The sequence below is a fragment of the Mycobacterium sp. genome (assembly GCF_050701675.1).
Taxonomy (GTDB): domain Bacteria; phylum Actinomycetota; class Actinomycetes; order Mycobacteriales; family Mycobacteriaceae; genus Mycobacterium.
The window spans coordinates 1-13,309 of the sequence record NZ_JBOGDD010000542.1 but is presented as its reverse complement, the minus strand read 5'-3'; the positions used below and the strand labels follow the sequence as shown (position 1 = coordinate 13,309).

10 protein-coding genes are annotated in these 13,309 nt (G+C 67.2%); 9 read left to right on the top strand and 1 reads right to left on the bottom strand.

From position 1 onward, the window contains the following. Positions 1–550: iron reductase (locus ACRDUX_RS16450; RefSeq protein ID WP_526415082.1), on the bottom strand; the 550-nt coding region annotated here is incomplete at its 3' end. A 237-nt stretch (positions 551–787) separates the two neighbouring features. On the opposite strand from ACRDUX_RS16450, the gene ACRDUX_RS16445 reads away from it, so the two are divergent. The 9 genes from ACRDUX_RS16445 (at position 788) to ACRDUX_RS16405 (ending at position 13,120) form a co-directional block, all read left to right on the top strand. After that, the gene (locus ACRDUX_RS16445) at positions 788–1,204 is read left to right on the top strand and encodes a BlaI/MecI/CopY family transcriptional regulator (RefSeq protein WP_526415081.1); all 417 of its coding nucleotides are present in this window, start codon (positions 788–790) and stop codon (positions 1,202–1,204) included. Positions 1,205–1,218: 14 nt separating this feature from the next. After that, positions 1,219–2,157 carry a M56 family metallopeptidase gene (locus ACRDUX_RS16440; protein WP_526415080.1) on the top strand — a complete coding sequence of 313 codons (939 nt, stop codon included), beginning with the start codon at positions 1,219–1,221 and terminating at the stop codon, positions 2,155–2,157. 51 nt (positions 2,158–2,208) lie between these two features. Continuing rightward, the gene (gene gnd, locus ACRDUX_RS16435) at positions 2,209–3,672 is read left to right on the top strand and encodes an NADP-dependent phosphogluconate dehydrogenase (protein ID WP_526415079.1); all 1,464 of its coding nucleotides are present in this window, start codon (positions 2,209–2,211) and stop codon (positions 3,670–3,672) included. A gap of 23 nt (positions 3,673–3,695) precedes the next feature. Next, positions 3,696–5,132: a GuaB1 family IMP dehydrogenase-related protein gene (locus ACRDUX_RS16430; RefSeq protein WP_526415083.1), complete on the top strand. Its 1,437-nt coding sequence runs from the start codon at positions 3,696–3,698 to the stop codon at positions 5,130–5,132. A 209-nt stretch (positions 5,133–5,341) separates the two neighbouring features. Continuing rightward, positions 5,342–6,694, top strand: coding sequence for a CNNM domain-containing protein (locus ACRDUX_RS16425; RefSeq protein ID WP_526415078.1), 1,353 nt, complete (start codon positions 5,342–5,344; stop codon positions 6,692–6,694). Further along, positions 6,694–7,746 carry a CBS domain-containing protein gene (locus ACRDUX_RS16420; RefSeq protein WP_526415077.1) on the top strand — a complete coding sequence of 351 codons (1,053 nt, stop codon included), beginning with the start codon at positions 6,694–6,696 and terminating at the stop codon, positions 7,744–7,746. The genes ACRDUX_RS16425 and ACRDUX_RS16420 overlap by 1 nt, the downstream gene beginning before the upstream one ends. After that, complete coding sequence (locus tag ACRDUX_RS16415; protein ID WP_526415076.1) at positions 7,739–8,635, top strand: 3-methyladenine DNA glycosylase; 897 nt, start codon at positions 7,739–7,741, stop codon at positions 8,633–8,635. Before ACRDUX_RS16420 ends, ACRDUX_RS16415 begins: the two co-directional genes overlap by 8 nt. An 80-nt stretch (positions 8,636–8,715) precedes the next feature. Continuing rightward, positions 8,716–10,935: a malate synthase G gene (locus tag ACRDUX_RS16410; protein WP_526415075.1), complete on the top strand. Its 2,220-nt coding sequence runs from the start codon at positions 8,716–8,718 to the stop codon at positions 10,933–10,935. A 55-nt stretch (positions 10,936–10,990) separates the two neighbouring features. Next, positions 10,991–13,120, top strand: coding sequence for a substrate-binding domain-containing protein (locus ACRDUX_RS16405; RefSeq protein WP_526415074.1), 2,130 nt, complete (start codon positions 10,991–10,993; stop codon positions 13,118–13,120). The last annotated feature ends 189 nt before the right edge of the window (positions 13,121–13,309 follow it).

Sequence of the window (13,309 nt, the reverse complement as noted above, 5' to 3'; positions counted from 1 at the left end):
GCGGCTCCAACGACCGGTGGCTTCGGTGAGCGACCCACGTCGCCAGCGCCGCTTCGTTCGGGAGCGCGACGATCCGGTCCCGGGACGGCTTGCGCCGGCGCAATCCGGTGCGGTCGTCGAAGTGCGCATCGTCGGGCAGCGCCCGCAAGGTCGGATCCACGACGCCCACCCAGTCGATGGCGCCCTCGGAGTCGACGTGCACCCACAGGTTCTCGAGCCCCGTGTCCCAGGCCCTGCCCTCGAGGACCAGCAGCGGCACCACGCGCCCGATGACGACGTGCGCCAGGGTGGCGGCCAGCTGGTGCGCGACGGCGACGCAGTGGTCGGTTTCGGCCGCTGCCGCGTCGAACATCACCTGGAGGCGATCGGTGGTGAGCACGTCGGTCAGTGGCCACCACCGCCGACGCGACAGGTCACTCATGACGGCGACGCCATAGACGCGTGGACACTCGGGGTACAGCTCGCGCAGCCGTCGGCTGGACTCGTGCAACGGCAGAGTCCGGCTGATCGACATCCGTGCGATCAGCGGGTCCTCGACGACGACCGTCATGGGCACCTCCTGTAGTTAGGTTAGCCTTACTATAGTGAGGCCCACGAGGAGGGAAACCCCTTGTGACTGGACTCACAGCGGCGTGAGAAATGACGGCCTGGCTGGGCCGGAACGGGGTTCGAAGCCGTCCGGTCACCCCACTGGCATGCGAACAACCCCCACGTCGGGGCACGGATACGACACACGGTAGTAAGCCCGTAGTACCCTGAAACCATTGCTCAGGAGAGTGAACGAAACATGGCCAAGCAGACGCGACTCGGCGAACTCGAACGCGAAGTGATGGACCACCTGTGGTCATCACCGGAGCCTCAGACGGTCCGGCAAGTGCACGAAGCGCTGGCGGCACGCCGCGATCTGGCCTATACGACGATCATGACGGTGCTTCAGCGCCTGGCGAAGAAGAACCTCGTCGTGCAGCACCGCGACGACAGGGCGCACCGCTACGCGCCGACGCACGGCAGGGACGAGCTCGTCGCGGGGCTCATGGTCGATGCCCTCGACCAGGCCTCGGACTCCGGAAGTCGAGAGGCCGCGCTGGTGCACTTCGTCGAGCGGGTGGGCGCCGACGAGGCGGCGGCGCTGCGTCGGGCGCTGGCCGAGTTGGAAGCCAAAGACCGTTCTACCTCTGTCGCTAGCAATCCGGGTACCGCCTGAGGGACACTTGCAGTGTGTCCGCGCTGGCGTTCTCCGTAGTCGCGCTGCTTCTCATTGGTCCAGTGCCCGCATTGCTCGCCAGGGCGTCGTGGCCGTTGCGAGCTCCGCGAGCCGCAGTGGTGCTCTGGCAGTCGATCGCGCTTGCCGCGGTCCTGTCCGCTTTCAGCGCAGGCATCGCCACCGCCAGCAGGCTCTTCGTGCCAGGTGCGGACGGTAGACCCACCGCGACGATCACCAGCGAAATCAAGGCGCTCGGCTGGCCATTGTGGCTTCTCTACGTCGTGGTCTTCGCGCTGACGCTGCTGGTCGGCGTTCGCCTGGTGGTGGCCGTCATCCAAGTGGGAATCGCCACCCGTAGGCGACGGGCCCACCACCGCATGCTCGTCGATCTGCTCGGCAGGTCGCATGACGCGTCGTTGACCCGGTCCAGCGGACTTCGCATCCTCGACGTGGCCCAGCCGCTCGCCTATTGCCTGCCCGGCGTGCGCAGCCGCGTCGTCGTCAGCGAGGGCACGCTGACCGCGCTTTCGGACACCGAGATGGCGGCGATCCTCAGCCACGAACGCGCACACCTCCGAGCCCGGCACGACCTGGTGCTCGAGATGTTCACTGCGGTTCACGCCGCGTTCCCCCGGTTCGTCCGCAGCGCCAACGCGCTGAACGCGGTGCGCCTGCTCATCGAACTGCTCGCCGACGACGCCGCTGTGCGCACGGCGGGCCCCACTCCGCTGGCCAGGGCCCTCGTCGCTTGCGCCTCCAGCCATGCGCCGCGGGGTGCGCTGGCAGCGGGCGGGCCGCACACCGTGATGCGGGTGCGCCGCCTCGGTGGCAAGCCGAACAGTGTGCCGCTCGCGGTCACGGCGTACGTCACGGCCGCGGCGGTCCTCGTCGTGCCCACCATTGCGCTGGCCGTCCCCTGGCTCACCGAGCTACAGCGGCTGATTACCGCGTAGATTCAACCTTCAGAAGTTCTTGTGCCACAACCACACAACGAAAGGCTGCATGTGAGCTCGTCGGAAACCTCTGCACCCACCGGAACCGCTCAGATCGGCGTCACCGGCCTGGCCGTGATGGGCTCCAACATCGCCAGAAACTTCGCGCACCACGGCTACACCGTCGCACTGCACAACCGGTCGGTGGCCAAGACCGACGCCCTGCTCAAGGAGCACGGTTCGGAGGGCAAGTTCGTCCGCAGCGAGACCATTCCGGAATTCCTTGCCGCCCTTGAGAAGCCGCGCCGCGTGCTCATCATGGTCAAGGCCGGTGACCCGACGGACGCCGTCATCAATGAACTCGCCGACGCGATGGAGGAAGGTGACATCATCATCGACGGTGGCAACTCCCTCTACACCGACACCATCCGGCGCGAGAAGGCCATCCGCGCACGTGGACTGCACTTCGTCGGCGCCGGTATCTCCGGCGGCGAGGAGGGCGCGCTGAAGGGGCCGTCCATCATGCCCGGCGGCCCGGCCGAGTCCTACAAGTCGCTCGGCCCACTGCTGGAGGAGATCTCCGCGCACGTCGACGGCGTTCCGTGCTGCACTCACATCGGCCCGGACGGCTCAGGGCACTTCGTGAAGATGGTGCACAACGGCATCGAGTACTCCGACATGCAGCTGATCGGTGAGGCCTACCAGCTGCTGCGCGACGGGCTTGGCAAGACCGCACCCGAGATCGCCGATGTCTTCGCCGAGTGGAACAAGGGCGACCTCGACAGCTACCTCATCGAGATCACCGCCGAGGTGCTGCGGCAGACCGACGCGAAGACCGGCAAACCGCTGGTCGACGTCATCCTCGACGAGGCCGAGCAGAAGGGCACCGGGCGCTGGACCGTCAAGTCCGCTCTGGATCTAGGTGTGCCGGTGACCGGTATCGCGGAGGCGGTGTTCGCCCGCGCTCTGTCGGGATCGGTCACCCAGCGCAAGGCCACCACGGGACTTGCCTCGGGCGCGCTCGGTGCCAAGCCGTCCGACGCCGAGCGTTTCACCGACGATGTCAGCAAGGCGCTCTACGCCTCCAAGATCGTCGCCTATGCCCAGGGCTTCAATCAGATTCAGGCCGGCAGCATCGAATACGACTGGGGCATCACGCCAGGCGACATGGCGACCATCTGGCGCGGCGGATGCATCATCCGGGCCAAGTTCCTGAACCGGATCAAGGAAGCCTTCGACGCGGAGCCCGAGCTCGCCACGCTGCTGGTTGCGCCCTACTTCCGCGAGGCCATCGAGGCGGCGATCGACAGCTGGCGCCGTGTCGTGCTGACCGCGACCGAACTGGGCATCCCGATTCCCGGCTTCTCCTCGGCGCTGTCCTACTACGACGCACTGCGCACCGAGCGGCTTCCGGCGGCCCTCACCCAGGGCCTGCGCGACTTCTTCGGAGCGCACACCTACGGCCGCATCGACGAGGACCCGAGCAAGAAGTTCCATACCCAGTGGAGCGGCGATCGCAGCGAATCGCCCGTCTAGCCACCAAAGGATGAGATCCCGTGATGTTCCTTGACGGGCACAACCCGCCGTACGACCTGACCTACAACGACGTCTTCATCGTTCCTGGACGTTCCGACGTCACGTCCCGGTTCGACGTCGACCTCTCCACCGTCGACGGGTCGGGCACCACGATCCCCGTCGTCGTGGCCAACATGACCGCGGTCGCCGGCCGCCGGATGGCCGAGACAGTGGCCCGCCGCGGTGGCATCGTGGTTCTGCCGCAGGACCTTCCGGCCTCAGCGGTCCGCGCGATGGTCGACTTCGTGAAGAGCCGCGACCTGGTGGTCGACACCCCGGTGACCCTCTCGCCGGACGACTCGGTGTCCGACGCCACGGCGCTGATTCACAAGCGGGCCCACGGCGCTGCCGTCGTGGTCGACGACGGCGGTCGACCGGTCGGGTTGGTCACCGAGGCCGCTTGCCAGGGCGTGGACCGCTTTGCGCGCGTGCGCGACGTCGCGGTCTCCGACTTCGTGACGGCACCGGTCGGAACCGATCCGCGCACCGTGTTCGACCTTCTCGAGCACAGCCCGATCGGCGTGGCCGTGATGGTGGGGCCGGACGGACGGTTGTCAGGCGTGCTGACGCGGACGGGCACGGTCCGCGCTGGCATCTACACGCCTGCCGTCGACGCGGCGGGGCACCTGCGCATCGCCGCGGCCGTCGGCATCAACGGTGACGTCGCGGCGAAGGCTCAAGAGCTCGCCGAGGCCGGCGCCGATCTGCTGGTCGTCGACACCGCACACGGCCATCAGCTCAAGATGCTCGATGCCATCAAGGCGGTGTCGTCGCTGAATCTCGGCCTGCCGCTGGCCGCCGGAAACGTGGTGTCCGCCGAGGGCACCAGGGACCTGATCAGCGCAGGTGCCACCATCGTCAAGGTCGGCGTCGGACCGGGGGCCATGTGCACCACGCGCATGATGACCGGAGTTGGCCGGCCCCAGTTCTCGGCGGTCGTCGAATGCTCCACTGCCGCAAGGCAACTCGGCGGCCACGTGTGGGCGGACGGCGGTGTTCGGCATCCGCGTGACGTAGCGCTCGCACTCGCGGCCGGCGCCTCCAACGTGATGATCGGCTCGTGGTTCGCGGGCACGTACGAGTCACCCGGTGACTTGCTGTACGACCGGGAGGACCGGCTGTACAAGGAAAGCTACGGCATGGCGTCGAAGCGGGCGGTGGCGGCCAGGACCGCAGGGGACAGCCAGTTCGACCGCGCCCGCAAAGCCCTGTTCGAAGAGGGCATCTCGACGTCGAGGATGGCTTTGGACGCGGCGCGTGGTGGTGTGGAGGACCTCCTTGACTACGTCACCTCAGGCGTACGGAGCACCTGCACCTACGTCGGCGCCGCGACGTTGCCCGAACTGCACGACAAGGTCGTTCTCGGAGTGCAGTCGGCCGCGGGCTTCGCGGAGGGACATCCTCTGCCCTCAGGCTGGTGACAGGGCTGCGACTGCCCGGCGGGCGCCCCGGACTCAGCTACGATTGAGGCCTTCTCGTCTCCGACCGAAAGGGAACACGTGCCGCTGGCACCCACCGAGACCCCCGATTCCGAGGCCCTCGGGAGTGAGCGGCCATCGGAGCCGTCCGACGCCGAACCCTCCAGTAGACAGCCGGGCATTCCGCCCGGCGCCCATTCCGCGGGTCCCCGATGAGTCTGATCCTGAGCGTGCTGGCCTTCCTCCTGCTCACGGCGGGTACCGCACTCTTCGTCGCGGCGGAGTTCTCGCTGACCGCGCTGGAGCGCAGCACCGTCGAAGCCAACGCGAAGTCCGGCGGGTGGCGCGACCGCTTCGTCCAGAAGACGCACCGCACCCTGTCGTTTCAGCTGTCCGGTGCGCAGCTGGGGATCTCGATCACCACACTGGCCACCGGCTATCTCGCCGAACCCGTCGTCGCCACCCTCCTGCACGCCCCACTGACCGCGATCCGGCTGTCGCCGAGCATGGTCGACGGCGTGGCTCTGGCACTCGCACTGCTGATCGCGACGTCGGTGTCGATGATCTTCGGCGAGCTGGTACCGAAGAACCTCGCGGTCGCGCGGCCGACTGAAACGGCACGCTGGGCTGCGCCGCCACAGTTCTGGTTCTCCCGGATGCTGACCCCGGCCATCAAGGTCACCAACGGCACCGCCAACTGGATCCTGCGCAGGCTCGGCATCGAACCCGCCGAGGAGCTGCGGTCGGCCAGGTCACCGCAGGAGCTCGTCTCGCTGGTCCGCACCTCGAAGCGCAGCGGCTCGCTCGACGCGGCCACCGCGGACCTCGTCGACCGCTCGCTGCAATTCGGCGAGCGTTCAGCCGAAGAGCTCATGACGCCGCGCTCGAAGATCGAGTCGTTGAGCGTCGACGACACCGTCGCCGACCTCGTCGCCAAGGCGATGGAAACCGGGTTCTCCCGCTTCCCGATCGTCGAGGGCGACCTGGACGAGACCATCGGCATCGTGCACGTCAAGCAGGTGTTCACCGTCCCGGTCGACGACCGCACCCGCACTCGGCTGGCCGCGATCGCCCTGCCCGTCGCCACCGTGCCGTCGACTCTCGACGGGGACGCCGTGATGACGCAGATCCGCGCCAACGGATTGCAGACCGCTCTGGTGGTCGACGAATACGGCGGCACGGCAGGCATGGTCACGGTCGAGGACCTCATCGAGGAGATCGTCGGTGACGTCCGCGACGAACACGACGACGCCACCCCGGACGTGGTCGAGATGCGCGACGGGTGGCGAGTCTCTGGGCTGCTGCGGATCGACGAGGTCGAGACCGAGACACCGTTCCGTCCGCCGGAGGGTGAATACGAGACGATTGGCGGACTGATCCTTCAGGAACTCGGTCACATCCCCGAACCCGGGGAGAGTGTCGATCTCACCGAGTTCGATCCCGACGGTCCCCCGGACGACCCCGTGCACTGGCAAGCGAAGGTGATCCAGATGGACGGCCGACGCATCGACGTCCTCGAACTGACCGAGCTGGGTAGACGCGGCCAACCCGACAGGGAGAACTGATGGGATCCGACGTCTTCGGCGTACTGCTGACGGTGCTGCTGCTGGGTGCCAACGCGTTCTTCGTCGGCGCCGAGTTCGCGCTCATCTCGGCACGTCGCGACCGCCTCGAAGCACTCGCCGAGCAGGGCAAGAAGAGCGCCGTCACGGTCATCAGGGCGGGCGAGCGGCTGTCCTCGATGCTGGCGGGCGCACAGCTGGGCATCACGATCTGCTCGATCCTGCTCGGCCGGGTCGGCGAGCCAGCCGTGGCCCATCTGCTGGAGAAGCCTTTCGGCGTCCTCGGCATCCCCGAATCGGTGCTGCACACGGTGGCGTTCCTCATCTCGCTCGGCGTCGTCGTCACGCTGCACGTGCTGCTGGGTGAGATGGTGCCGAAGAACATCGCCATCGCGGGCCCCGAGTCGGCGGCGATGCTGCTGATCCCGCCCTACCTGGTGTACATGCGGCTGGCCAAGCCGTTCATCACCTTCTACAACTGGTGCGCCAACGTCACGCTGCGTTCGTTCGGCGTGACTCCGAAGGACGAACTCGACGTCACGGTGTCGACGGTCGAACTGTCGGAGATGATCGCCGAGTCCCTCTCGGAGGGGCTGCTCGATCCCGAGGAGCACGGCCGGTTGACCCGCGCACTGCAGATTCGCACCCACGTCGTCCAGGACGTGGCGATTCCGCTCGCCGACATCCGGGCCGTTCCGGTGGCCGGACCCGGCCTTGGACCGGCGGTCGGGGCGATCGAACGGGCACTGGTCGACACGGGCTACTCCCGCTTCCCCGTCACCGACGCCTCGGGCGGGTTCATCGGCTACCTGCACATCAAGGACGTCCTGTCGCTGATGAACGACCCCGACGCCGTGCTCGATTCCTCCAGCGTGCGCCCACTTCCGCGGCTCGCTGCATCGCTGCCCGTGCCGGACGCGTTGACCCGATTGCGCCGCGACAACAGCCATCTGGCGCTGGTCACCACCGATGACCGGGTGACCGCGATGGTCGCGCTCGAAGACCTCGTCGAGGACCTGGTGGGGACGGTGCGCGACGGAACACACCGTGTCTGAGGCGGTTCTCGATCATCTGGTCCTCGCCGAAGCGGACTGGAGCGAGGCCGAACGTCGGCATCTCGAGCGCGTCGACGAGTTCCTCGGGCCGCACCGGAAGCGCGCCGAGCGGGGCGAGCCACATCCCGTGTGGGACTTCCTGTTCAGCTACTACAGCCTGCGCCCACGGCAGTTGCGCCGTTGGCATCCCGGTTACGGCGTCGCCCTCGCAGGACCGTCGGCGGACCGCTTCGTCGACCGCGCCGGATACGGCAGGCGCGGGCTGACCGTCACGGTCACCCCCGACTACCTGGACTCGCGCGCCGAGACCGTGGCGTTCATCGCAAACTTGTTGCGCGCCACCGCCGGTCGGGCCGCCCGGCTGAACTGCTTCGGCATGCACGAGTGGGCGATGGTCTACCAGACCCGCGACGTGAGGCACGGTTCGGTTCCGCTCCGACTCGGCGCCGCGGGCACCGACGCGGTGGTCGAATCCACGCCGCTGCGGTGCAGTCACTTCGATGCCTATCGCTTCTTCACGCAGCCAGCGGTGCCGCGCAACGCGGAGGTGTTGAGCCGTCGGAATCAGGTCGCAAGCGAACAGCCGGGCTGCGTTCACGCCAACATGGATCTGTACAAGTGGTGTTACAAGCTTGGCCCGCTGGTGTCCTCGGAGCTGCTGATGAGCTGTCTGGACCTCGCCGCGGAGGCACGCGCCCTGGACATGCAGGCCAGTCCCTATGACCTGGCCGACTACGGCATCTCCCCGATCGCCGTCGAGGACGCCTCTGGGCGCACCGAGTACGTGCGGCGTCAACGCGACGTCGCCGAGCGGGCGGCGCCGCTGCGGACGGCCCTGCTCGACCGCTGCGACGCGCTGCTCCTCGCGGTCGAAGGCGAGGACGAATGAGATGACGGACGCGTTCGAGAGGTCGTCGGGCCCGTTAATACTCACGGGTAAGCTTGACCGACGCTTCAGAGAGGAAACTCATGACAGATCGCGTGACAGTCGGAAAACTGCGAGTGGCACGTGTGCTGCACGACTTCATCAACAATGAGGCACTGCCCGGCACAGGTGTGGACCCCGACAGCTTCTGGGCGGGCGCCGACAAGGTCATCACCGACCTCGCGCCCAAGAACCAGAACCTGCTCGCCCGCCGCGACGACCTGCAGGCGCAGATCGACAAGTGGCATCGCCAGCGCGTCATCGGCCCTTTCGACCACGCGGAGTACCAGCAGTTCCTCACCGAGATCGGCTACCTGCAGCCCGAACCTGAGGACTTCTCGATCACCACTTCTGGGGTCGACGCCGAGATCACCAAGACCGCCGGTCCTCAGCTGGTCGTGCCCGTGCTCAACGCCCGTTTCGCGCTGAATGCCTCCAACGCACGATGGGGCTCGCTGTACGACGCGCTCTACGGCACCGACGTGATCCCCGAGAGCGATGGCGCCGAGAAGGGCAGTGGCGGCTACAACCAGGTGCGCGGCGACAAGGTCATCGCTTACGCCCGCAAGTTCCTCGATGATTCGGTGCCGCTGGCATCCGGCTCCTACGTCGACGCGACGGGCTTCACGGTCGACAGTTCTGAATCACCGGCACAACTGCTCGTCACCCTGGGCGACGGCCTCTCGGTCGGACTCGCCGACCCCGATCAGTTCGCCGGATACACCGGTGATCTCGGTTCGCCCCAGTGGTCCGTGCTGCTGGTCAACCACGGCCTGCACGTCGAAATCCTGATCGATCCCGACTCCCCCGTCGGCTCGACCGACAAGGCGGGCGTCAAGGACGTCGTGCTGGAGTCGGCCATCACGACGATCATGGACTTCGAGGACTCCGTCGCCGCCGTCGACGCCGACGACAAGGTGCTCGGCTACCGGAACTGGCTCGGCCTGAACCGCGGTGACCTGACCGAAGAAGTCAGCAAGGGCGGCAAGACGTTCACCCGCGTCCTCAACGAGGACCGCACCTTCACCGCGCCGGATGGCGGCGAGCTCACCCTGCCGGGCCGCAGCCTGCTGTTCGTCCGCAATGTCGGACACCTGATGACCAACGACGCGATCGTCGTAGCCGATGCGGACGGTCACGAGACCGAGGTGCCCGAAGGTATCCAGGACGCGCTGTTCACCGGGCTCATCGCCGTGCACGGCCTGAAGGCTGACGAGGACAACGGGCCGCTGCTCAACAGCCGCACGGGCTCCATCTACATCGTCAAGCCGAAGATGCACGGTCCCGACGAAGTCGCCTTCACGTGCGAGCTGTTCAGCCGCGTCGAGGACGTGCTCGGACTGCCGCAGGCCACCATGAAGGTCGGCATCATGGACGAGGAACGGCGCACCACGCTGAACCTGAAGGCGTGCATCAAGGCCGCCGCCGACCGCGTGGTGTTCATCAACACCGGCTTCCTCGATCGCACCGGCGACGAGATTCACACGTCCATGGAGGCGGGTCCCATGATCCGCAAGGGCGCGATGAAGAGTCAACCCTGGATCAAGGCCTACGAGGACGCCAACGTCGATACGGGTCTGGCAGCGGGTCTGTCCGGCAGGGCGCAGATCGGCAAGGGCATGTGGGCCATGACCGAACTGATGGCCGACATGGTCGAGCAGAAGATCGGCCAGCCCAAGGCCGGAGCCACCACCGCGTGGGTGCCCTCGCCCACCGGCGCGACGCTGCACGCCATGCACTACCACCAGGTCGACGTTTTCGAGGTGCAGAAGGAGCTCGCGGGCAAGAAGCGCACCACGCTCGACGAGCTGCTGACCATTCCGCTGGCCAAGGAGCTCGCGTGGGCGCCCGAGGAGATCCGCGAGGAGGTCGACAACAACTGCCAGTCGATTCTCGGCTACGTGGTGCGCTGGATCGACGCGGGCGTCGGTTGCTCGAAGGTGCCCGACATCCACAACGTCGCGCTGATGGAGGATCGCGCCACCCTGCGCATCTCCAGCCAGCTACTGGCCAATTGGCTCCACCACGGGGTCATCACGGAAGAAGACGTCAAGGCCAGCTTGCGGAGGATGGCGGCGGTGGTCGACGAGCAGAACGCCAAGGATCCCGACTATCTGCCGATGGCGCCGGACCCAGAGGCCAGCATTGCGTTCGAGGCCGCACAGGAGCTGATCCTGTCGGGCGCCGCGCAACCCAATGGCTACACGGAGCCGATACTGCACCGCCGACGCCGGGAATTCAAAGCTCGCCTTGCCAACCAGTGACTAGACTTCGGCGGGGCCGGATGACGAGTCGACTCAACGAATACAGGGGTTAGGGATGGGCAGGCACAGCGTTCCCGACCCCGAGGACTCCTCGGACGCGGAGCCGAACGGCCAGCCACCGGGGGGCCAACCGCCCCAATACCCCGGTGGTGAACGGTATTTCGACGACCCGGCCGGCGGCTCGGATGACGACGGTTACGAAACCGACGACTACGACGACGGTTATGACGAAGCCGACTACGACGATGCCGACTACGACGAGCCGGGCTTCGGCGCGCCAGGACAGTCGGCCGACCATTGGCAGCCCGACCCCGGTCCGTACCCCGATGACGACTACTCATATCTCGGGCAGCCCGAGGCCGCGACGCACGCGTTCGCGTCCTCGCCCCCGCCGCCCGACCGTCCTTCCGCGGCCGGCCCGCAGCACGGCGGTGAGTGGGATGGCGGCGAGTGGACCGGCAGCCATCGCGCGATCAAGACGGGCAGGCGCGGTGTCAGCGTGAGCGTGATCGTCGCGCTCGTCACGGTCGTCGTCGTAGTGGGCGGCGTCATCCTGTGGCGCTTCTTGGGTGATGCGTTGTCTCACCGGTCGCAGGCCGGCGCCGCTCGATGCGTATCCGGTGACGTCGCCGTCGCGGTCGTCGTCGATCCGTCGATCGCAGATCAGATCGGTCCGCTCGCAGACAAGTACAACCAGACCGCCGACCCGGTCGGCGACAAGTGCGTGAAGGTCGGCGTCAAGTCCGCCGACTCGGACCAGGTGGTCAACGGCTTCACTGGGTCCTGGCCCAGTGATCTCGGCGAGCAGCCCGCACTCTGGATTCCGGGAAGCTCCGTGTCCGCGGCCCGCCTCGAGGCGTCCACCGGGGAGAAGACCGTCAGCACGAGTCGGTCGCTGGTGACGTCACCGGTCATGCTGGCCGTTCGGCCTCAGCTGAAGAACGCGTTGGCCAAGGAGAACTGGGCCACCCTCCCCGGCCTGCAGAACAATCCGACCTCACTGGAGGCGCTGGACCTGCCCGGGTGGGGTTCCCTGCGGTTGGCGCTGCCACTGTCCGGCGACAGCGACGCCACCTACCTCGCCGCGGAGGCCGTTGCAGCCGCCTCGGCGCCGCAGAAGGCGCCTGCCACCTCGGGGGCCAACGCGGTCACGGCGCTGATGTCCGGCCAGCCGAAACTCGCCGACACCAAGGCGTCGACGGCAATGGACGCACTGGTGCAGGCCGACGATCCGGCCTCCGCGCCGGTTCACGCCGTCGTCGCCACCGAACAGCAGATCTATCAACGGGGTTCCTCGTTGTCCGATGCCTCGGACAAGCTCGCATCGTGGCTGCCTCCGGGGCCGATCGCGACGGCGGACTACCCGGCCGTTCTGCTCTCGGGCCCGTGGCTCTCCCAGGAACAGGTAAGCGCGGCAAGCGAGTTCGAACGCTTCCTTCGCAAGCCGGAAGCCCTGGCCGAACTCGCCAAGGCGGGGTTCCGCTCCAACGGCGCCGAGTTGCCCAAGAGTGACGTCACCGACTTCGGCAAGCTGAGCGAGCCGCTCTCGGTGGGCGACGACACCGTGCGCACCACCCTGGCCAACCTGGTTAGCACACCCGCGCAGAATCCCGCCGTCACGATCCTCCTCGACCAGTCGATGACCGTGAACGAAGGCGGTGATTCAAGGGTGGCCAACGTCGCCTCAGCGCTGAGCGCGCGACTGAAGGCGCTGCCGCCGAGCTCGGAGGTCGGCTTGTGGACGTTCGACGGTGTTGCGGGGCGCTCCGAGGTGTCTAGAGGTCCGCTTGACGAGCCCGTCGGTGGTCAGCCACGGTCGTCAGTACTCGCCAGCAACCTCAACGGGCAGGTGGCGTCCAACGGTGGTGCGGTGTCGTTCACCACACTCAGGCTGGTCTACACCGACGCGGTCGCGAACTTCATTGAGGGCCAACCGAATTCGGTGCTGGTGATCACGGCTGGACCGCACACCGACCAGTCGCTCGACGGCGCCGGCCTGCAGGATTTCATCCGGCAGACCTTCAACCAGGGCAAGCCCGTAGCGGTCAACGTCATCGACTTCGGCGGCGACCCCGACCGCGCCACGTGGGAAGCAGTCGCGCAGACGACGGGTGGCGACTACCAGAACCTGACCAGCTCGGCGGCCCCGGAGCTCACCACGACCCTGGCGACGATGCTCGGCTAGTGCCCTGGGTCACTTCTTGGGCATCCGAATAACACGTGGGTCCGACGTTTTCGGGGTGTGGCGGGGTGGTTGTCCACAGTTGCCGATTAGTCCCCAACCTGGTCTTTTAGTCTGGCGGCCGTCGGAGTCCTCGTTTAAATTCGAAAGCATGTTCGAAGAGTTGGTGACCGGGACCGCGGGGACTCGCGG

Excerpts from the sequence above, each read along its gene's own strand:
- ACRDUX_RS16445 (WP_526415081.1), top strand. The coding sequence starts at position 788 with ATGGCCAAGCAGACGCGACTCGGCGAACTCGAACGCGAAGTGATGGAC.
- ACRDUX_RS16430 (WP_526415083.1), top strand. The coding sequence starts at position 3,696 with ATGTTCCTTGACGGGCACAACCCGCCGTACGACCTGACCTACAACGAC.
- ACRDUX_RS16425 (WP_526415078.1), top strand. The coding sequence starts at position 5,342 with ATGAGTCTGATCCTGAGCGTGCTGGCCTTCCTCCTGCTCACGGCGGGT.
- ACRDUX_RS16420 (WP_526415077.1), top strand. The coding sequence starts at position 6,694 with ATGGGATCCGACGTCTTCGGCGTACTGCTGACGGTGCTGCTGCTGGGT.
- ACRDUX_RS16410 (WP_526415075.1), top strand. The coding sequence starts at position 8,716 with ATGACAGATCGCGTGACAGTCGGAAAACTGCGAGTGGCACGTGTGCTG.
- ACRDUX_RS16405 (WP_526415074.1), top strand. The coding sequence starts at position 10,991 with ATGGGCAGGCACAGCGTTCCCGACCCCGAGGACTCCTCGGACGCGGAG.